This is a genomic window from Priestia veravalensis, from assembly GCF_001457055.1.
GTDB lineage: Bacteria > Bacillota > Bacilli > Bacillales > Bacillaceae_H > Priestia > Priestia flexa.
Genome location: NZ_KQ758691.1, coordinates 1 through 19398, shown reverse-complemented (window position 1 = coordinate 19398; position 19398 = coordinate 1). Strand labels below are relative to the sequence as shown.

24 protein-coding genes, 1 pseudogene and 1 riboswitch are annotated in these 19398 nt (G+C 36.6%); of the genes and pseudogenes, 22 read left to right on the top strand and 3 right to left on the bottom strand.

The features are described 5' to 3' along the window. From AS180_RS23650 to AS180_RS21825, 3 genes are all read left to right on the top strand, one after another. Window positions 1-205 (top strand): hypothetical protein (locus AS180_RS23650; protein WP_220387612.1); only part of this gene is annotated, 205 nt, incomplete at its 5' end. Then, complete coding sequence (locus tag AS180_RS17850; RefSeq protein WP_025911466.1) at window positions 183-872, top strand: hypothetical protein; 690 nt, start codon at window positions 183-185, stop codon at window positions 870-872. The genes AS180_RS23650 and AS180_RS17850, both read left to right, overlap by 23 nt. A gap of 224 nt (window positions 873-1096) precedes the next feature. Then, window positions 1097-1264: a YozD family protein gene (locus AS180_RS21825; protein WP_064484042.1), complete on the top strand. Its 168-nt coding sequence runs from the start codon at window positions 1097-1099 to the stop codon at window positions 1262-1264. A gap of 60 nt (window positions 1265-1324) precedes the next feature. Here AS180_RS21825 and AS180_RS17845 read toward each other — a convergent pair whose 3' ends face one another. After that, window positions 1325-2353 carry a DUF2515 family protein gene (locus AS180_RS17845; RefSeq protein ID WP_062687226.1) on the bottom strand — a complete coding sequence of 343 codons (1029 nt, stop codon included), beginning with the start codon at window positions 2351-2353 and terminating at the stop codon, window positions 1325-1327. 112 nt (window positions 2354-2465) lie between these two features. Between AS180_RS17845 and AS180_RS21820 the strand changes: the two genes are divergently transcribed. From AS180_RS21820 to AS180_RS17825, 6 genes are all read left to right on the top strand, one after another. Beyond that, the gene (locus tag AS180_RS21820) at window positions 2466-2675 is read left to right on the top strand and encodes a hypothetical protein (RefSeq protein WP_076512741.1); all 210 of its coding nucleotides are present in this window, start codon (window positions 2466-2468) and stop codon (window positions 2673-2675) included. 8 nt (window positions 2676-2683) lie between these two features. Beyond that, the gene (locus AS180_RS17840; protein WP_025911464.1) at window positions 2684-3502 is read left to right on the top strand and encodes a serine/threonine protein kinase; all 819 of its coding nucleotides are present in this window, start codon (window positions 2684-2686) and stop codon (window positions 3500-3502) included. A gap of 30 nt (window positions 3503-3532) precedes the next feature. Next, the gene (locus tag AS180_RS17835) at window positions 3533-4306 is read left to right on the top strand and encodes a sporulation protein (RefSeq protein WP_025911463.1); all 774 of its coding nucleotides are present in this window, start codon (window positions 3533-3535) and stop codon (window positions 4304-4306) included. Window positions 4307-4366: 60 nt separating this feature from the next. Further along, window positions 4367-4504, top strand: a complete 138-nt coding sequence (locus tag AS180_RS22810) for a hypothetical protein (protein WP_153301137.1) — start codon at window positions 4367-4369, stop codon at window positions 4502-4504. Between the two features lie 74 nt (window positions 4505-4578). Next, the gene (locus tag AS180_RS17830; protein ID WP_025911461.1) at window positions 4579-5226 is read left to right on the top strand and encodes a phosphatase PAP2 family protein; all 648 of its coding nucleotides are present in this window, start codon (window positions 4579-4581) and stop codon (window positions 5224-5226) included. A 281-nt stretch (window positions 5227-5507) separates the two neighbouring features. Next, window positions 5508-5828 carry a hypothetical protein gene (locus AS180_RS17825; protein WP_025911459.1) on the top strand — a complete coding sequence of 107 codons (321 nt, stop codon included), beginning with the start codon at window positions 5508-5510 and terminating at the stop codon, window positions 5826-5828. Between the two features lie 54 nt (window positions 5829-5882). Here the strand turns inward: AS180_RS17825 and AS180_RS23310 are convergent, their stop codons facing one another. Continuing rightward, window positions 5883-6035, bottom strand: coding sequence for a hypothetical protein (locus AS180_RS23310; RefSeq protein ID WP_167556116.1), 153 nt, complete (start codon window positions 6033-6035; stop codon window positions 5883-5885). A gap of 198 nt (window positions 6036-6233) precedes the next feature. Between AS180_RS23310 and deoD the strand changes: the two genes are divergently transcribed. The 3 genes and pseudogenes from deoD (at window position 6234) to AS180_RS21815 (ending at window position 9598) form a co-directional block, all read left to right on the top strand. Then, a complete protein-coding gene (deoD, locus tag AS180_RS17820) occupies window positions 6234-6938 on the top strand; it encodes a purine-nucleoside phosphorylase (protein ID WP_025911458.1) in 705 nt (234 codons plus the stop codon). Between the two features lie 49 nt (window positions 6939-6987). Next, window positions 6988-7147: riboswitch (yybP-ykoY riboswitch) on the top strand. Window positions 7148-7578: 431 nt separating this feature from the next. After that, on the top strand, window positions 7579-9027 hold the full coding sequence (locus AS180_RS17815) for a SulP family inorganic anion transporter (protein ID WP_025911457.1): 1449 nt from the start codon (window positions 7579-7581) through the stop codon (window positions 9025-9027). 97 nt (window positions 9028-9124) lie between these two features. After that, window positions 9125-9598: pseudogene (locus AS180_RS21815) on the top strand (DUF2975 domain-containing protein). Between the two features lie 232 nt (window positions 9599-9830). On the opposite strand, the gene AS180_RS17805 reads toward AS180_RS21815, so the two are convergent. Continuing rightward, window positions 9831-10997: an FtsW/RodA/SpoVE family cell cycle protein gene (locus AS180_RS17805; protein ID WP_025911454.1), complete on the bottom strand. Its 1167-nt coding sequence runs from the start codon at window positions 10995-10997 to the stop codon at window positions 9831-9833. Window positions 10998-11338: 341 nt separating this feature from the next. Here AS180_RS17805 and AS180_RS17800 point away from each other — a divergent pair, with 341 nt between their 5' ends. From AS180_RS17800 to yidC, 10 genes are all read left to right on the top strand, one after another. Next, complete coding sequence (locus AS180_RS17800; protein WP_025911452.1) at window positions 11339-11884, top strand: hypothetical protein; 546 nt, start codon at window positions 11339-11341, stop codon at window positions 11882-11884. 72 nt (window positions 11885-11956) lie between these two features. Then, on the top strand, window positions 11957-12382 hold the full coding sequence (locus AS180_RS17795; protein WP_025911450.1) for a hypothetical protein: 426 nt from the start codon (window positions 11957-11959) through the stop codon (window positions 12380-12382). A gap of 230 nt (window positions 12383-12612) precedes the next feature. Continuing rightward, the gene (locus AS180_RS17790) at window positions 12613-13239 is read left to right on the top strand and encodes an FMN-dependent NADH-azoreductase (protein WP_025911449.1); all 627 of its coding nucleotides are present in this window, start codon (window positions 12613-12615) and stop codon (window positions 13237-13239) included. A gap of 285 nt (window positions 13240-13524) precedes the next feature. Beyond that, window positions 13525-14022, top strand: coding sequence for a PTS sugar transporter subunit IIA (locus AS180_RS17785; RefSeq protein ID WP_025911447.1), 498 nt, complete (start codon window positions 13525-13527; stop codon window positions 14020-14022). Between the two features lie 37 nt (window positions 14023-14059). Continuing rightward, window positions 14060-14887 carry a PRD domain-containing protein gene (locus tag AS180_RS17780; protein ID WP_062687225.1) on the top strand — a complete coding sequence of 276 codons (828 nt, stop codon included), beginning with the start codon at window positions 14060-14062 and terminating at the stop codon, window positions 14885-14887. Window positions 14888-15111: 224 nt separating this feature from the next. Continuing rightward, complete coding sequence (locus AS180_RS17775; RefSeq protein ID WP_025911444.1) at window positions 15112-16497, top strand: sucrose-specific PTS transporter subunit IIBC; 1386 nt, start codon at window positions 15112-15114, stop codon at window positions 16495-16497. Window positions 16498-16587: 90 nt separating this feature from the next. After that, complete coding sequence (locus tag AS180_RS17770; RefSeq protein WP_025911443.1) at window positions 16588-17535, top strand: aminoimidazole riboside kinase; 948 nt, start codon at window positions 16588-16590, stop codon at window positions 17533-17535. Between the two features lie 84 nt (window positions 17536-17619). Further along, window positions 17620-17814 (top strand): hypothetical protein, encoded by a 195-nt coding sequence (locus tag AS180_RS22805; RefSeq protein ID WP_139109224.1) that lies wholly within the window; start codon window positions 17620-17622, stop codon window positions 17812-17814. A 184-nt stretch (window positions 17815-17998) separates the two neighbouring features. Continuing rightward, entirely contained in the window at window positions 17999-18262 is a 264-nt protein-coding gene (locus AS180_RS17765) for a hypothetical protein (protein ID WP_025911440.1), read from the top strand. Window positions 18263-18294: 32 nt separating this feature from the next. Next, window positions 18295-19068: a membrane protein insertase YidC gene (yidC, locus tag AS180_RS17760; protein ID WP_025911438.1), complete on the top strand. Its 774-nt coding sequence runs from the start codon at window positions 18295-18297 to the stop codon at window positions 19066-19068. The last annotated feature ends 330 nt before the right edge of the window (window positions 19069-19398 follow it).

Genomic DNA, 19398 nt, shown 5'->3' with positions numbered 1-19398 from the left:
ATGCGATGATGAGAACCCTTTTTCATTATTTTTGGCTAGTTATGTCCCAGCCTCTTTGTTTTTTTGTGAAAATCAGCGTATTTCAGGCTTGATTGAGGTGATGTTATACTTCCCCTTTTACTATCTTTGCATATACTATTGTAACTTTTCAGTAGGTGTTAGTTTAACAAGGAGGTGCGACGATGGCAGGCAAGAAAAAGCCTAAATACCGCATTGGGGATACAATCGTTGTAACGATCTATGGGACCGTTGGCACCATTACAGATATAAAAGTGATGGATGGACTCTTTGTATATGAGATTAACCATAGTGAAGGTCTGTTTTTAGAAGACACAATTGAGTTATTAGAAGATTATGACGGACAGATCTTAGTACAAGAACGCGTTGAGTTGGAATATAAATATTTCTTTGGTGACATTGTTCAAGTGTTTAATTACGGAAAAGAATTGTTTAAAATCATTGGCATTCGCACAGAAATATGGCGATATAAAGAAGACGCATGGGAAGATATTGTGTATGAACTATCCCGTGTTACTGACGGAGAATGGCTTGAAGCTAGTGAAGAAGAGCTTATTCTCGTGACTCCTCATGAGGAAACAGAAAACTATGTACAAAATATCGATATGTTGTATTTAGGAAAAGAAATTAAAAAGACGGAGTTGCTACCGACGATGAAAAAACAAAATGGACATGGAAAAGAAGAGATGAAATTAACAAAAGAGAAGCATGAAATTATAAATGGTTTGTTAGATGTTTATAACGATTACAAAACATTGCATGAGATGTTTCAAGATGATGAGTATGTAGAAGTAATGAACTTAGTATTGAAACATTTACACAAGATTTCCAAATCAGAGCAAGATAAAGCGTAGCACCATGTCTGTTATTCTAAGCGTATGTTAGAAAGGGTAAGCTATACATAGAAAGAGACGTATAGCATTGAAAATTTTAGACATACTCTTGTACTTTTGCTCATAAAAGTATATAAAGTAAAGTTTGAGCTAGTAAGATTAGATATTTGCTAGTCCTTTGCTTTGCTATTTTGCGAGCTCATGAAGCTACGCTTGCCCGCTGAGACGGGGTGAGGAGTGATATTGTGAAAGAAATCGAAGTAGTTATTGATACAGAGGAAATCGCTGAGTTCTTTTACAATGAACTAATAAAGCGGGGGTACGCTCCAGCTGAGGAAGAGCTAGGAGAGTTGGCTGATATTACATTTGATTATTTGATTGATAAATGTATTATCGATGAGCAAGAAGAATAAAGAGAGATAATAGCAATTTAATAGCGGTACTTTATGTAACGACGAGGCAGCTCGTCGTTTTTATATTAGAGTGGGCATATCCAGTTTTGCTAAGTATGAATAAGGTGAGGTCCCTACAAACCAATCAGACTGATTAAAAAATGTATGGACGCGGTTTCCCCAGCACATATCTAAAGGTAAAGTAGATGAAGGAGCCTTAAAATGGTTAAATTTTGAGTGTAGACTTGATGAATAGTCTTGTCTCGCTCCGGTATGCTTTACGCTATCTGCAAACGAATAAGTACCTGAATATAAATGACTATGAAGAAACAGAAGTGCATAAAGCAATTTCCCCGCAATAATTCGATTTTTAAGGGAAGAAAATTGTGAAATGTTTACTCCAACTAAAGCTAATTGGTTAGTACTTTCATAAGGAATTAACACCTGGGTCATACCGAGAAAGCTTTGTGCATAAAACTGCCATGTGTCCAGTACGTCTTCTTTTGTTTTTCCATCTTGAATGAGCTTGTTTTCAATATAATGCTGTTCATTCACAATTAAAGCAAGAGATAGTAAATGTTCTTTTTTCATAGGTTCATTTATGAATTCAGTCCAAATGGGATGCATAAATGCGGATACTCCTAAGGCGGTAAGTAAGTGAGACAGATTTTGCCCATTCTTTTGACTTTCTTCATATAACAGTAGTTGAGAAAAAGCATCTTGAAAGATTGCAGCGTTTGCGCGCTCTAAAAATAGAAAAAAAGCATGCTGTTGAACAGGAGAAAGAAGCTTTTTGGCGAAAGTAGTTTGCAAGTCGGTCATATAGTAGCCGCCATTTCTAGAAACGAGGTGAGCTAAAAACGCCCATTTTATTTCCGGGTAACGCTTATAAAATTCTAAATAAGCATGGGTTCGCGTAATGTTGTTTTTATTGTGCAAGCGAACGTTTTTCTTAATTCTTTGAACAAGCTTAGACTCTTTCTCATTTAGTTCAAAAGTGTTAGAAAAGGAAGATAAAATAGCTAAAGATTGCGTATTTAAGTGTGCTAAGTTGTTCGTTGTTTCAATTGTCATAGTCTTGTTAACCTTGAATGGAAGTGAATAAATCATAAAAGTTCTCCTTTTCGTTTTAAAGCAGCTAAACGGGGAATAAAGTTTTTGAAACCTTTATATTATTAGTACGTATAAAGGGTAATAAGTGTTAAGAAAAGAGGGAGTTATTATGATAAAAAAACTACTGAATTCAATATTAGGATCAAAAAAACATCATCGCTACAGCAGCAGCGATTACCACCGTCGCCGTCCACGACACTACAGCAGCAGTGACTACAAAAAAGGACGTCACTATGATAGTCGAAGTCATTCAAAGTATGGACATCATCATTATAAGCGTAAGAAAAAAAGCTTTTTCTCCAGCTTTTCTTCTAGCTGATTGACAAAATGAAGCACTTTTTTAAATCAATTCAACGATTTCTAATGGACCGCCCTTTAAGACAAGGCGTATTAATTAAGAACCGTTATGAAATTGACCGTGTTTTAGGAATGGGGAGCTATGGTATTACATACCTGGCAAAGGATCAAAAGCTTGGAACACAAGTAGTAGTCAAGCAGCTGCGTAATACGAAACAAAAGCTTGACCAAGGCATGCGAGCTTTTCAATATGAAAAAAAGATATTAGCAAGAATAAATCATCCTCAAGTCCCTCAGCTACTGGATGTAGAGGAAAGTAGCGCTGGATTTTTCATTATAATGGACTATATTAACGGAAAGACGTTTGAAGACTTAATATTTGAACATCACTATAAATACAAAGAAGAAGATGTAGTTCAAATATTGCTACAAGTAATAGAAGTGATTGAATCTCTTCATAATGAAGGAATTGTCCACCGTGACCTGCGAATTCCAAACATTCTTAAGGTCGATGATGTTATTTACATCATTGATTTTGGTTTAGCACGTTTTATAGGAGATGATGAACAAGTCGAAGGCTTAGTAACAGAACAGCAGTATATGAGAAGAACAACTGTTCAAAGTGATGTATATGCTTTAGGGCATTTCGCGCTGTTTTTGCTGTACTCAAGCTATGAACCTAATTCAAGAAAAGAGAAGAGTTGGGAAAAAGAACTTTTGTTATCACCAGAGCTTACAGCAATCATTCGCAAAATGTTACAATCCGATGGCTATTATGAAGATATGATGCACCTCAAAGGGGATTTGCAGTTTATTGCTGATAAAAAGACGAAGGCTTTAAACTTTTAATATAGTGTAGAAATGGGGAGGTTGGAATTAATGGCTTTATTTAATAAGATATTAGCTCGAATCGGTATTGGTGCTGCTAGAGTAGATGCAAAGCTAGTAAACGACGAGTTTCGTGCAGGTGAAAAGATTGAAGGGATTGTAGAAGTATATGGAGGCAATGTTGAGCAGACGATTGACCGAATTTACTTACGTCTGTTTACATCATATGTAAAAGAAGTAGATGATAAAAAGGTCAAACAAGATATACAGCTCAATGTATTCAAGATTAATGAGCCGTTTACTATTCAGCCAGCTGAAAAAAAAGAAATCCCTTTTACTTTCCAACTACCTGATGATACACCCGTTACGCTTGGAAAAACACGAGTATGGGTGGCAACAGGTTTAGATATTAAAGATGCGGTAGATCCGTCCGATATTGATTATGTGAAAGTTCTTCCTAATTTGATGGTTACAAGCGTGATGAAATCAATGGAAGACCTTGGCTTTCGTCTTCGTCAAGTGGAATGCGAAGAGGCACCAAGAAGAATGCGAAAGCGACTTCCTTTTGTACAAGAATTTGAATTCGTTCCAGCTAAGGGTCCTTATTATGGAAAGTTAGACGAAGTAGAAGTAATTGTTCAATCATTAGGTAACGGTCAATATGAACTGTTGTTGGAAATTGATCGTAAAGCTCGAGGGTTTAGTGGCTTTTTATCAGAGGTATTAGACGCTGATGAGTCTCTTGTGCGGGTTACAGTGTCTGAAAGTGAGATTGCTCAGCTATCTGCCACTCTAGAGCGAGTTATTTCAAGATATAGCGTATAAGTTAGGATAGTCTGTCTTTCTTCTTCACATATTAAACGTGTGAGGAAGGGAGGGAAAACCATGTCTCATAAAACAAGTAATCAAACACATCAAAAAGGAATGAAAAAGTCGTCACGTCAACAGCCAGAATTCTCAAATGAATTTGCTATGAACCAGGCACCAAAGCCTGAACACTATAAACAGCCTAAAAAGGACTAACGACTGCATAAGGAGCATGTATTTGCATGCTTCTTATTCATTCTTCTTTATCGTTTAATGGAGGAGAGCACAACATGTTAACGCGAAGACAATATATTGTTACTGTCTGCCTGGCACTTGCCTTATTTGTGATTCTAATGCTAACGTTTGACACGGATTTTGTAAAAGAGTTAGATTATGATGTATTACATACAATTTTTGAGTGGAGGACAAGCTGGCTAACACCATTTTTTATTTTTATTACAACGTTAGGATCATGGTATGTTACGGCACCAATTTGGCTTGTCCTTGTTATACTGTTGATGTATAAACGCCAAGGCATATCAGCCTTATTCATTACCCTTGTGTTTTGGGGGGTACGAGGGTTAAATTGGCTTTTAAAAGAAATTTTTGAACGTCCAAGACCTGGATGGAGTCAGCTAATTGACGCATCACACTACAGTTTTCCAAGCGGCCATGCGATGAATTCGAGCGCATTTTTTGTGGGACTATTATGCCTTGTTTTAGCGTATTCCAAGACACAAAGTGTGAGAAGTATCGCCTATACAAGCTTTATTCTACTAATCATATTAGTTGGGTTCAGTCGAATGTATTTAGGTGTCCATTACTTAACAGATGTATTAGCCGGTTATGCTTTGGGTATCTCTTGGGCGATTAGCATGTATCAGCTCTATCGTAAATTCATGCATTCTTCTTTAAAGAAATACCAGTTCCCGACATAATATATACCATTACAAATTCTTAACGAATAGTTCATTTTATTGATTTAGAACCAAACGGTTATCCACTGACTTTAACAAGATGATACACTAGTAAAAGCATGGCGAACGCCATGCTTTTTTGGAGAGATTTATGCTAAGGTAGTTTAATTATAAAAGAAAGTATGAATAAAACATGTATTTGAAATGAAGGATTTTGATCTATCTATCGCTAATATAAATGACATAGTATTAATTCATACATAGGATGCAGGATAGAACATTGAGGTTTGGAGGGAAGACATTTGAATGTGTGGACGAATTTAAAAAAACAGTTAAATATCATTACGGAATACGATGTTACAATTATGCAAACAGAAGAAAAAGGAGAAAGAAGAGGATATAAACCGGTTCATCGTTTAACGGTAAAAGCTCTCGACCATCAAGATGCAGCGGTTAAAGTCTTTCAACAGTTCAACATTGCTGACAATTTGCCAAAAGAATGCAATGCTCGTTTTATTAGTACAGGAGATATTTTATTAATTGATGAAGGTACTAGAGGAAAGTATTATTATAAACTTTGGACGGATGGATGGCAAAGAGTAAATCGGATTCACGTCCGGTAAATCAATTATTGATAAAGCAAAGCGACCAATCAGGCCGCTTTTTTAATAAAAAAGTTAATAGTCGCGCATATGGTGTCCAGGACCATTTTTGCGTTTATTTGCTGTATGCTCATCACCATGTGCCTCTTGCTCCGCAATAATGGCTTCTTGAGGAATGTGGTTGTTTTTCTTTGGTGAATTAATGCGATTACGATGTTTTTTGCCCATATGATCACCTCATTTATTTAAAAATAGTGTTCTTGAGTAGCTTTCCTCGAAACATGTTTTTCATTACGCCATTTTTTTCAGTACATAGTTCAGCAAAAATGTTGGAATAATGAAAGGCAGAGAAAGAAATCAGTCATTAATTCGACAAATTGTGTTATAGTGAGAAGGTAACATTTTTACACAATAGGAGGTACAAAGATGAGTGTACATATTGGGGCAAAAAAAGGTGAAATTGCAGAAACGATCTTACTCCCTGGAGATCCGCTTCGTGCAAAATACATTGCGGAAACATTTCTAGAAGATGTTACTTGCTACAATGAAGTTCGCGGAATGTTAGGATTTACAGGAACATATAAGGGAAAACGTGTTTCCGTACAGGGAACAGGGATGGGCGTTCCGTCTATCGCTATTTATGTAAATGAGTTAATGAATGAGTATGGTGTTCAAAACTTAATTCGTGTCGGAACTTGTGGGGCGATTCAAAAAGATGTAAAAGTTCGTGACGTTATTTTAGCTATGTCTTCATCAAGTGATTCACAAATGAATCGCGTGAAATTTGGACCTATTGACTATGCGCCAACTGCGAATTTCGACTTATTAAAGCGTGCATATGACGCTGGAGTTGAAAAAGGATTACACCTAAAAGTAGGTAACGTTTTCACTTCTGATCAATTCTACAATGAAGATGGACAACTAGAAAAGCTGGCTGCACACGGTGTACTAGCAGTTGAAATGGAAACAACAGCACTGTATACGCTAGCAGCTAAATATGGGCGTAATGCGCTGTCTGTTTTAACGGTAAGCGATCACATCTTTACAGGTGAAGAAACAACAGCTGAAGAGCGTCAAACAACATTTAATGATATGATTATCGTTGCTTTAGAAGCAGCAATCAATGAGTAATAAATAGTTGAATTCTGTTCGCAATTCCCTTATAATATCTTTATGAATAAGATTCCTTAAAGGGGAGTAGCGTCAGGTTTTTCCTGAAATAAAGTCGACATTTCGTAGAGAAATCTACCGGCTTTATTGGCATAGTAAAACAATGTCTAGCAAGACCTTTACCGATTAGTGGTGAAGGTCTTTTATTGTTTAAATGAGAGATAAAAGATGTAACCATAATCGTTTGTTCTTATTTTTATGTTAAAAAGAGGAGAAGCGATGATTCGTTGAAACGAAACAAGAAACTATTTTTAATGGTAGCATTCCTTGTGTTGAGTAAATTATTTTTACTTGCAATGTTGACCTTGGAGGTGAAAAACCCGCCTCGATTTCAACATTTATTTGGCTTAATTTCAGTCAGCTATTCATTAAATTATACGGAAGTTCCACCTCGACGTTAATGAGTAGGACTTTACTAAAAAAGAGCGTGCAGTTTACGCTCTTTTTTAATGGTGTGAATTAGAAAAGAAATCGGTTCAACACGATCGTAAAAAATATATTTTCAATTCAAAGAAGATATGATACGATAACCTACGTTCAAAACGGCTTTGGTTTTCGTGAGAGTCGAAAATCAATTTACTATATACTATGAGGTGATTTAGTGAGCGTAGCAGCTATTAAGCAGCAGTGGTTTTCAAATATCCGAGGAGATATTCTCTCAGGAATGACCGTTGCACTTGCATTAATTCCCGAAGCACTTGCATTTTCCATCATTGCAGGAGTAAATCCTATGGTAGGTCTATATGCTTCTTTTTGTATGGCAATTGTCATTGCATTTACTGGGGGAAGACCAGCAATGATTTCTGCCGCAACTGGTGCAATGGCTCTTTTAATGATTGATCTAGTGAAAACTCATGGGGTTGAGTATTTGTTTGCGGCGACAATCTTAACTGGAATTATTCAGCTCGTTTTAGGTGTGCTGAAAGTTGGAAGGTTTTTATCATTTTTACCACAAACGGTTATGTTTGGTTTTGTTAACGCGTTAGGGATTTTAATTTTCACTGCTCAATTTCAGCATTTTAAAGGTGCGAACTGGGCTATGTACGCGATGGTAGCAGGAACATTATTAATTGTATATGTATTCCCTCTTGTAACTAAGATAGTTCCAGCACCATTAGTAGCGATTGTATTTATGACGACCATGGCCATTTTTGGTGGAGGATTTGGCTTGAAAACGGTAGGAGATATGGGAGAGATTACGCGTACACTACCAGCTCTTCATTTTCCAGCAGTAGAATTATCACTAGAAACATTATTGATTATTCTACCGTATTCACTACCGTTAGCGATTGTAGGTTTGTTAGAATCATTACTAACTGCGACAGTTTTAGATGATATGACGGATACAGATTCCAATAAAAATAAAGAGGCACGTGGACAAGGTTTTGCTAACATAGTTACAGGTTTATTCGGTGGAATGGCAGGATGCGCTATGATTGGACAATCTGTAATCAACGTAAAATCAGGTGGACGTGGAAGACTTTCAACACTTATAGCAGGCGTGTTTTTATTATTTTTAATTATGGTGTTAGGTGATGTTGTAAAGCAGATTCCAATGGCCGCGCTTGTTGGCGTCATGTTTATGGTAGCGGTAGGCACGTTTGATTGGCGATCTGTTAAAGACATTCATAAGTATCCTGTATCGGATTCTGTTGTTATGATTGCAACAGTTGTTGTTGTACTGCTTACACATAATTTAGCGCTAGGAGTTATGGTTGGTATTGTCATTAGTACGGTCGTGTTTGGTTGGAAAATGGCGAGATTAACAATAATAAAAGAAGAAGAGTCTGATCGAATAGTTTATCACGTTAAAGGTCCTCTTTTCTTTGCAACAACAACAGCTTTTGTAAATGCATTTCATTACGAAGATGAACAAGCAATAATTGTAGTTGATTTTTCAAACTCTTACGTTTGGGATCAATCTGCAATGTTAGCCGTGGCGAAAGTTATAGGAAAGTATGAAAGCAATAATAAAAAGGTAATATTACAAGGGATGAACGGTGCTACCAAAAAAGCGATGGGGCGAATTGGCTTAGAATCTTCGATATAGATAGCATAAAGAGGTGACTATTCACCTCTTTATTTTATTGAAAACGATAAAATGCATATTATAATCATATTGTCATTAAATAAGGGAGGTGTTTTAAATAATTGTTAAACGAGGTTCCACCACTTCCTTAAAGGTCATTATTTTTCTAATCGGAATTGCAGTGTTTACTTTGTGTATTTATTGGATGCCTGTGTGAACCATTAAAGACGTAGAAGCACATCCTGGTAGGGATTACTCGCTATATCCCCTTTTAGTATGTGCGTATGGAATTTGTATTACATTTTCTTTTACGCTGTATCAAGTATATAAACTATTAACCTATATCGAAAGGAACAACGCTTTCTCCGAGTTATCTCTTAAATCTTTAAAGGTTATAAAAAAATGTGCTTTTACAGCCATTTTCTTCATTGTATTAATGATAATAAGCTTAAAGGTGATTTCTATAATCACAGGAGATGATGCAGCAGGACCTATATCGATAAGTTTGATAGGAATTTTTGCAACAAGTATCCTCATAGCCATTGTGGACGTACTTCAGAAGCCATTAAAAAATTTCCTGGATAAAAAATAGGTATAATTTTATTATTAAATTCCCTATCGTTGAGTATAAAAATGATAATAGAACTTATTCATAATCAAAAAAGAAGCGAAAATATAAAAAAGCAGTTGGATTACGAAATCCACTGCTTTTTTTGTTACAACTTACTGTTGATATTAATGTTAAAACAGTAACGAATTGGGCTGCGAGTTTTGATTTTATGCTTCAAAACCGAACCCGTTAATTCTATACCGCTCTTTTTATTTTACTCTGTACCAAACATATATCGTTTTTGGTGCCAAGATATTCCAAACATTAATCCAATGGCAAACATACTACCCATTAGGGAGCTACCACCGTAAGAAATAAATGGTAGAGGGATACCTGTAATTGGTAATACTTGAATCGTCATACCGATATTTTGAAAGACGTGGAAGGTGATCATCGTAATGACACCTACGCATAAATAAGAGTTAAATTCATTTTTTGTTTCTAATCCAAGCTTAATTAAGTAATAAATAAGAAGGAAAAACAAGCTGATAACAATGCTTCCTCCTATAAAACCGAACTCTTCACCTATTACGGCAAAGATAAAGTCTGTTTGACTTTCTGGAATGTAAACAACGCCATTTCCCGGGCCTTTTCCGTTGACCATCCCAGAACCGATAGCATTCAGTGATTTCACTAAGTGATATGCTTCACCTGTGCTGTAAGTGGTTGGGTCTAGCCATGCATAGATCCGACCAAATTGATACTGCTTAACACCTAAATATTTTTCAAGGAAATCAGGAGCATAAATTACTAGTGCAAGAATGCCGGCACCTATTGAACCAAGCCCTAAAAAAGCAGGAACAATTAGCTTCCACGTTACTCCCGATACAAAGACCAGACCTACAAAAATCGCTAATAAAACAAGCGCAGTTCCTAAGTCAGGTTGCTGCATCACAAGAAGCAGAGGAAAACCTAATGTTGCCCCCATTTTTGCTAGTAATAAAAGGTCTTCACGTATCGTGCGAATGCGATATTTTTCGTTGTGCTTAACAATAATATTACTCAATACAATAATCAAGAAAACTTTTACAAACTCAGAAGGCTGTAATGAAAAGCCAGGTAGTGTAAACCAACTTTTTGCACCGTTAATTTCTCGAGCAATACTGCTCGGCGCAATAATTAAGAAAATTAGAAGGAAGTTTCCAAAACCATAGAAGACCCACGAGAGTTTTTGTAATTGATCAGAATCTAGTCGCATTACAAATGCAATAATTACTGCTCCAATTACGTAGAAAGCAACTTGTTTAATAACAAAGTTTGAATCATATTGTCCAATAGTTTGTGCACTATTAATAGCAGTAATACTTACGCAGAAAAAAAGAAAGAGAAGAAAAGCTAAATTCCAGTCAAATCTACTAACATTTCGTTGATTTTCACCCATACTATTCACCTATCAATATCGAATCTAATTATATTCTTAATGTGGCACGCTAGTGTTAAGCCACAAAAGATATCTTCACTATGATGAAGATAATATCATACAGCCTCTTATTATACATGAATCATTCTACAATATAAATAGGTCAAACGATAACATTTTGCCTTTTACATCTTTTTGCTAGATTTTTAAGGTGGATAGGACTAAATCTAGCAATCTTATCATAGAGATTACTATATAAAAGATAATTTAATCAATTGCTAATCACTAGTAAATTTAATAGATAAAAATGAAAATTGAGTGAAAGAGTCTCTTATATAATAGAGGATAAGGAGGATTAGCTTATGATTTGGGGCGTGATTCTTGTAGGCTTATTCATTTGGTGTTCCTGTTACTATACCGTGTGTCACCATGGTTATATATCAACAAAAGCTGGCAATTTAGCTGCTGTATATACGGCAATGAGCACAAGCTTTATAACCGCTTTTACGATGTTTGTATTAGTGGAAGAAACGCTTATGTTCTCAAGTATTTGTGCTGCTTGTGCAGGTATAGGAGTAGGATGGTTTATTGCGATTCCTTTCACAGTGAAAACAATTATAGGTGGTATTGTTAGCGGTGTTATTGCTAGTTTCAGCTTTTATACAATCCATCTCTTTTGGTCATATAGCAACGGGATTTTATGGGGGATTTTTATTTTAATCTCCATAGTAGGAAGCAGCCAGTCTCTCTTTAAAGTTTTAAAAGAAATTCCTATGTTTGAATCAGTTTTTGTTAAACGTTGCATTCAACACCCCTTTGTTTTAACTCCAATATTCGTTTTGATCTTTTTTGTATATCAATTTATTGAACGATACATGTCGCAATATGATCCTACTCGAAAAACCTAGTGTATGGATATTCACCTATTCAAAAAGTGAAGCATATAGTAATTTAAATGCACATTGGAAAGGAGAATATATATGTATCGATATTATTACGACCCTCGCTTTCAAATTATATTTCCAGGACAGGGTGGGCAAGGTTTTCCACCGCGACCACCAGGACAAGGTGGAAGCTTTTTACCACCACCTCCACCACCAGGGCAGGGAGGCGTACCAGGTTTTCCACCACCTTCTGGTCAAAGTGGTCCCCCAACAGGTCCACCGCCTGCTTTTACACCTCAATTAGCTTCTTCGGGAGGACCATCTCTTTATGCTGTAGATCCTGGTTCGATAGCAGGTTGTCTGTATAAATACACGTATATCTGGGCAAAAGGTGGGCGGTCATATTGGTTCTATCCAACATATGTCGGCCGCAAATCCGTAGCAGGGTATCGTTGGACTGGATTCAACTGGATATATGCTGGGATTGATTTAGATCGAGTGAACGAATTTCAGTGTTATTAAAGAGGTTGGGACATAAGTATCTCAGTCAATGATATATCTGAACTATCGCGAGTTAACTACTTTCGATAGTGCGGATATTTTTTTGTTTCGGAAAAATTTTAAAAAAATCATTTAAACGGTTGACGAATAAAGAACAGAATTATATAATAAATCTTGAATTCGAGATAATAACAAAATTAAAATCTTGAAATAAAAATAAATAATTTAAAGATAAACGGGAGATGAGAACTATGACAAACGTGTTATATGTAAAAGTAAATCCACAAGTTGATGAGGCGTCCTTCTCAACACGCTTAGCTCAAGCATTTTTAGATGAGTATCAAACGGTGAATCCAAGTGATACAGTAACAACAGTCGACCTTTATAAAGAAGGCGTTCCTTTAATTGATTCTGATGTGTTAAGCGCTTGGGGGAAAGCTGGAGCAAATCAAGAGCTAACAGAAGATGAAACAGTAAAAGTTGAGCGTATGGGAGCTTTATTAGAGCAGTTCTTACAAGCTGATAAAGTAATTTTTTCAGCACCGATGTGGAACTTAAGCTTTCCACCACTTATGAAAGCATATATTGATAACATTTTGATTGCTGGGAAAACATTCAAGTACACTGAAAGCGGACCTGTTGGATTAGCTACTGGAAAGAAAGTAGCATTATTAGAAGCGCGCGGCGGTGTTTATAGCGAAGGACCAGCTGCAGAACTTGAGTTTACACAGAAATACTTCCGCACTGTAATGGGCTTTATTGGTATTCAAGATGTTGAATTAGTTGTTGCTGAAGGCATGGCTTATGCTCCAGCAGAAGCAGATCAAATTTTAGCTAATGCAGTAGAGAAAGCAAAAAGTGTGGCAAAGACATTTTAATAAGTAGTGAAAAAAAGAGTATGGTAAAGGCTATACTCTTTTTTATATTTCAGCGAGTTAAATCAATTCCGATATTATTCCATCGAAAGAACTTTTTTGTTTACAATACATCGTAGGCATGTTTAAATAGTGAACATATTTATCTCAATATCCTGATCTAATGAGGGGAGCATTGTATACAAATGTTGAGGATATAAGAAGAAGTTTCTTCTTAATAAAGCTACGTTTTTCAAAGGTAATAAAGGGGTATGCTACCAATAAAATGATAAAGGAAAGGTGATTAACATGTTTAAAAAACTTTTTGGCGGTAAGACGAAATCTAAAGAAACACTAGTAACGGCACCAATGACTGGCAAAATCCTTCCATTAGAGCAAGTTCCAGACCCGGTGTTTTCTCAAAAAATGATGGGCGATGGATTTGCTATTGAACCAACCGATGGACAAGTAGTATCTCCAGTGGCAGGAGAGGTAGTCCAATTATTCCACACAAAGCATGCTGTCGGATTAAAAACAGAAGCAGGTACGGAAGTACTTATACATATTGGACTGGAAACAGTAGCAATGGAAGGGGAAGGCTTTGAAGCGCATATTCAAGCGGGCGATAAGGTAGAAGTAGGCACACCTCTTATTACGTTTGATTTACCATTAGTGACAGAAAAAGCGAAAAGTATTATTACGCCTGTTGTCATTACGAATAGCGACGCAGCAGATTCATTTGAAATTGTAGCAAGTGGTGATGTTCAAAAAGGACAAACTCAATGTGCGAAAGTGACAATGAAATAAATTTGTCACCTTCTTCCTGCTGAGGAGGAATAACCGGTTGAAGATATTTAAAGTATTAAACAACAATGCAGCCGTTGTAAAAGAAGGAAAAATTGAAAAGATTGTAATGGGCCCGGGGATTGCCTTTCAAAAAAGCAAAAATGATATTTTAAATAAAGCCAAAGTTGAAAAAGTTTTTGTAATGAAAGAAGAAAATGAAAAATTTCAAGAAATATTAAAAAGCCTACCTGAAGAGCATATTCAAGTGGCAGAAGAAATTATTTCGTATGCGGAACAGCAGCTAGGCGTTATGCTTAGTGATCATGTTCATATCGCTTTAAGTGATCATTTATCATTTGCAATTGAAAGGTTATCTCGAGGAATTTTAATTCAAAATAAACTTTTACATGAAATTAAAGCACTATATCGTCCGGAATACGATATAGGTGTATGGGCGATTGAACAAGTTTCTAAACGTTTAAAAGTTCAGATGCCAATTGATGAAGCAGGTTATATCGCTCTTCACATTCATACAGCTAAATTGCATACATCCAATATGGAACAGGTAATAATGAATACAACAATCATCAACGAAATGATTGAGATTATTACAGAAGAACTTGACCTTAAAATTGATGAAGAGAGCATTTCGTACCAGCGACTACTCACTCATTTACGCTTTGCGTTAAATCGAATTGCTGAAGATGAGCCTTTTCATTCAATGGATGAAGATATGTTGAACATGCTGCAAACTAAGTACAAGCGTGCTTATACATGTGCTTTAAAGATTGGAGCATTTCTGAAAGCCGAATATGACATAAATTTTCCACCTTCTGAACTTGGCTATATTACGCTCCATATTGAAAGAATTGGTCAAAGGGCCTAAAAAAGTCTTGACGAACAATGTCGAAATAGATACAATGAAAGCGTATTAATTGAATAAGCGGGATTGTGACTGGTTAAGCAGGCAAGACCTAAAATGCGTGAAATATGTATGCACTGCTGTTGTGTATATGTATTTGAGTACGCGTTTTAGGTCTTTTTTGTTGTCATCTGGCTAGTTGAATCGCAGAAACTATATTAAAAACATGTGATAAAGGGGGCGTTCGCATGGATGTGAAAGACATTGCGAAAAAGCTTGTTCCGCTTTTAGGTGGAAAAGAAAACGTTACCAGCGCTCAGCACTGCGCTACGCGCTTGCGTTTAGTCATTCGAGATGAAAGCAAAATTGATCAAAAAGGTTTAGATGAAATAGACGATATTAAAGGTGCTTTCTCTAATTCAGGGCAATTTCAAATCATTTTTGGCACAGGACTTGTTAATAAAGTCCATGCAGAATTTATGAAAGAGTTAGGTGTAGAGAATCAAACAACAGAGCAGCCTGAAAATCATCAAGAAGAAATGAAGAAAAAGATGAATCCTTTCGCAAGGTTTGCTCGTATGCTTTCAAATATTTTTGTTCCGATTATCCCTGCCATTGTTGCAAGTGGTTTACTAATGGGGCTACTTGGAATGATGAAAGCATTTAAGTGGGTTTCAGAAGACAGCTCACTTTTCATTTTACTAGATATGTTTTCAGGTTCCGCGTTTATCATCTTGCCAATCTTGATAGGATTTTCAGCTGCTAAGGAATTTGGAGCGAATCCGTATTTAGGAGCCGTAATGGGTGGAATATTAACTCATCCAATGCTATTAAACCCATGGACCTTAGCAGATGCCAAGCCTGAATATATGGACTTTTTTGGATTAAGTATTCCGTTAATTGGCTATCAGGGTACCGTTGTACCGATTTTACTTGCGATTTATGTGATGAGTAAAATTGAAAAAGGGTTGCGTAAAGTTGTTCCAAACGCAATTGATTTACTAGTAACACCATTTTTGACAGTTATTGTTACAGGGTTTATTTCTCTGTTATTTATTGGACCATTTGGAAGATATATTGGTGATTTGATTTCAATTGGTTTACAATCAATGTATGACGTAGCGGGTGTATTTGCTGGGATCGTGTTTGGTGGTTTGTATTCCACGATTGTATTAACAGGACTACAACATAGTTTTCATGCAATTGAAGCAGGACTTCTTGCAAACCCTGATATCGGAGTTAATTTCTTACTTCCTATATGGGCATGCGCTAATGTTGCACAGGGTGGTGCCGGATTGGCCGTATATTTTAAAACAAAGAATGCAAAAACAAAGAAAATCGCAATTCCAGCCGCTGTTTCTTCGTTTCTTGGGATTACGGAACCAATTATCTTTGGTGTAAACTTAAAGTTACGTAAACCATTTATTGCAGCAGCTATAGGTGGTGCTGCTGGTGGTGGATATGTTGTGTTAACGAATGTTGTTGCAAACGCATACGGTTTAACAGGTATCCCGATGATGGCTATTGCAGCTCCACTTGGGATGAGTAATTTAATTAACTATATTATTGGAATGGTTATCTCGGTAGGAGTAGCATTTATTGTTACGTGGTTTATGAAATTAGAAGAAGAATAAAGAAGGTAAAAGAAAAGTAGGAGTAAAATGACAGTTCATTTTACTCCACTTTTCTTAATTTATACTCATAAAGAAAGAGAGGGGAAAAAAATGAAAAACGGTGTTATTTCATTAGGAGAAGCATTAGTTGACTTTATTCCGTTAGATCATACGAATCTTACATATCAAAAAAGTCCAGGGGGTGCGCCTGCAAACGTGGCGGTAGGAGTATCAAGATTAGGCTTGAAATCCACATTCCTAGGGAAAGTTGGGAATGATGTATTAGGTCATTTTTTAAAAGATACGCTTGATGAATATGGTGTTAATACAAACAACATGCTGCTTACAGATGAAGCACGTACAGGAGCGGTTTTCGTTACGTTAGATAAAGACGGTGACCGCAGCTTTAATTTTTACATTGATCCAAGCGCAGATCGCTTTTTTCACGAAGCAGAAATTGATGAAGAGCTATTTAAAGAAAATCGTATTCTTCACTTCGGTACGATTTCAATGATTAGTGAACCTTCCCGCTCTGCCACTTTGAAAGCTGTAGAACTTGCGAAGAAGAATGATGTTCTTGTGTCATTCGATCCTAATGTTCGTTTAACGTTGTGGAAAGACGAAGAAAAATTGAAACGTACCATTCTAGAGATGCTTCCAAAAGCAGATATTGTAAAGCTTTCAGAAGAAGAGCTTGCTTTTATTACCGGAAAAGAAATGATTGAAGAAGGAGTGGAAGCGTTAAGCCATTATGCTATCCCGCTTTTAATTATTACATTAGGAGCAGAGGGAAGCCTAGCTGTATCTTCTAAAGCAAAAGTAGCTATTTCCGCTATGAAAGTGAACGCTGTTGATACAACAGGTGCAGGAGATGCCTTTGTGTCTGGTATGCTTTATTCCATTAATCAATATAATGGTCAACTTTCAGATTTGACAGAAGAAGAGCTTACTTCTTTTGGACGCTTTGCAAGTGTTTCTGGGGGACTAGCAGCTTCAACAAAAGGTGCGATGACGGCATTACCTACAATTCAAGAGATTGAAAAGCTTCTTGTGAAGTGAAAAAAGAGACTGAGACATAAGTAGTTCAGCCTCTACTATACCTGAACGATTGAGAGTTCATAACTTTTAATCGTTCAGGTTTTTTTGGTTGATTGTGAAAACAATGTTGGAAACAGGGGGGAATGGAGCGTAGGACACTCGACTCCTGCGGGAAAGAGAGGGAAAACGGAGATCCCGCAGCGCAGCGAGGAGCTCAGGTTCCTCCCCCGCGGAAAGCGAGTGGCCGTAGCGCAGTGGAACGAACGTGTTGAGACAAACCAAAGAGATGGGAACAGCTAGTGTTCGTCTTTTAGAAGCCATCATTTTGTTATGTCCCAAACTCTTTTCTATAAAATATAAGCCTTGATGAAACTTTTTCACAAATAAACCGTAGAAGATAAAGACGTACGTATTGTGTCAGCACATTGTAAATGCTACACTACTAGTAGATTCATTAACTACAGTTTAGAAAGAGAGTAAACATATGGATTTTTATCATGATTTGTTTCTATATGTTCCGTACTTAACTGCCCTTATGGCTTATGTAGTCTGCTATTATATGCTTCGGGAATCGAGGTATGTAGCGGTACGCACAGAGGAGCTAAGAGAATCGACTTGTATTCAAACTAGCGTAGCAGTATTTACGGCATGGAAGCGTTTGAAGACGCTTAGTCATGTATATAGAAAAACACCGGTAAAAGAAAAAAACACGGATGAAGAAGACCCTTTCCTTCTTATTTTTGCTTAATGTAATCATTTAAACAATTAGGAGGAAAGAAAATGAAACGACATTATAAATTAGTAGCAGTTTTAGGGATGGTATTAATTGCATTAGCAGGGTGTAGTACACAAAATCCTGTTACGTCTACAAGCGGTGGATTTTGGGATCACTACTTTGTATATCCACTGTCTCTTGCTTTGACAAAGGTAGCAGAATTCCTTGGTGGTAGTTATGGTTTATCAATTATTGCTGTCACGATTATTATTCGTCTAGTCTTATTACCGCTTATTTTAAAACAGCAAAAAAGCACGATGGCTATGCAAGCATTACGCCCGGAAATGGAAGCTATACAAAAGAAATATGCAGGTAAAAAAGATCCTGAAACGCAGCAAAAGCTTCAAAAAGAAATGATGGCTTTGTATCAAAAACATCAAATTAACCCACTAGGTGGATGTTTACCTATTTTAATTCAAATGCCAATTATTTTTGCGTTTTATAACGCCATTGCACGTACGGGAGAAATTGCGGAACATTCATTTTTATGGGTAAGCTTAGGTGCTCCAGATCCATACTTTATTTTACCAATTATTGCAGCTATTACAACATTCTTACAAATTCGTGTAAGTATGACGGATGAAATTCAGCCTCCAATGAAGATGATGATGAACATTATGCCAATCTTCGTATTAGTAGCCGGTTTTACACTTCCGTCAGCTTTAGCTCTATATTGGGTAATTGGTAACTTATTTGGTATTGGACAAGGTTATTATTTAAAAAAGAGAATGACGTTCCTAAAAAGTAAATCAGATACTAAACCAGCTCCTACAAAATAAAGAAAAAGGCAGTCGTAGTATATACGATTGCCTTTTTCTTTTGGTTAACAACATTTTACTTGTGAAAAATGATATAAATTGGATTAACTTACATATTTCTAAGGCATAACAAAAAGAGACTGAGACATAAGTAGTTCAGCCTCTACTATACCTGAACGATTGAGAGTTCATAACTTTTAATCGTTCAGGTTTTTGGTTGATTGTGAAAACAACGTTGGAAACAGGGTGGAATGGAGCGTAGGACACTCGACTCCTGCGGGAAAGAGAGGGAAAACGGAGATCCCGCAGCGCAGCGAGGAAGCTCAGGTTCCTCCCCGCGGAAAGCGAGTG

Excerpts from the sequence above, each read along its gene's own strand:
- AS180_RS17850 (WP_025911466.1), top strand. The coding sequence starts at position 183 with ATGGCAGGCAAGAAAAAGCCTAAATACCGCATTGGGGATACAATCGTT.
- AS180_RS17845 (WP_062687226.1), bottom strand. The coding sequence starts at position 2,353 with ATGATTTATTCACTTCCATTCAAGGTTAACAAGACTATGACAATTGAA.
- AS180_RS21820 (WP_076512741.1), top strand. The coding sequence starts at position 2,466 with ATGATAAAAAAACTACTGAATTCAATATTAGGATCAAAAAAACATCAT.
- AS180_RS17840 (WP_025911464.1), top strand. The coding sequence starts at position 2,684 with ATGAAGCACTTTTTTAAATCAATTCAACGATTTCTAATGGACCGCCCT.
- AS180_RS17835 (WP_025911463.1), top strand. The coding sequence starts at position 3,533 with ATGGCTTTATTTAATAAGATATTAGCTCGAATCGGTATTGGTGCTGCT.
- AS180_RS22810 (WP_153301137.1), top strand. The coding sequence starts at position 4,367 with ATGTCTCATAAAACAAGTAATCAAACACATCAAAAAGGAATGAAAAAG.
- AS180_RS17830 (WP_025911461.1), top strand. The coding sequence starts at position 4,579 with ATGTTAACGCGAAGACAATATATTGTTACTGTCTGCCTGGCACTTGCC.
- AS180_RS23310 (WP_167556116.1), bottom strand. The coding sequence starts at position 6,035 with ATGGGCAAAAAACATCGTAATCGCATTAATTCACCAAAGAAAAACAAC.
- deoD (WP_025911458.1), top strand. The coding sequence starts at position 6,234 with ATGAGTGTACATATTGGGGCAAAAAAAGGTGAAATTGCAGAAACGATC.
- AS180_RS17805 (WP_025911454.1), bottom strand. The coding sequence starts at position 10,997 with ATGGGTGAAAATCAACGAAATGTTAGTAGATTTGACTGGAATTTAGCT.
- AS180_RS17800 (WP_025911452.1), top strand. The coding sequence starts at position 11,339 with ATGATTTGGGGCGTGATTCTTGTAGGCTTATTCATTTGGTGTTCCTGT.
- AS180_RS17795 (WP_025911450.1), top strand. The coding sequence starts at position 11,957 with ATGTATCGATATTATTACGACCCTCGCTTTCAAATTATATTTCCAGGA.
- AS180_RS17790 (WP_025911449.1), top strand. The coding sequence starts at position 12,613 with ATGACAAACGTGTTATATGTAAAAGTAAATCCACAAGTTGATGAGGCG.
- AS180_RS17785 (WP_025911447.1), top strand. The coding sequence starts at position 13,525 with ATGTTTAAAAAACTTTTTGGCGGTAAGACGAAATCTAAAGAAACACTA.
- AS180_RS17775 (WP_025911444.1), top strand. The coding sequence starts at position 15,112 with ATGGATGTGAAAGACATTGCGAAAAAGCTTGTTCCGCTTTTAGGTGGA.
- AS180_RS17770 (WP_025911443.1), top strand. The coding sequence starts at position 16,588 with ATGAAAAACGGTGTTATTTCATTAGGAGAAGCATTAGTTGACTTTATT.
- AS180_RS17765 (WP_025911440.1), top strand. The coding sequence starts at position 17,999 with ATGGATTTTTATCATGATTTGTTTCTATATGTTCCGTACTTAACTGCC.
- yidC (WP_025911438.1), top strand. The coding sequence starts at position 18,295 with ATGAAACGACATTATAAATTAGTAGCAGTTTTAGGGATGGTATTAATT.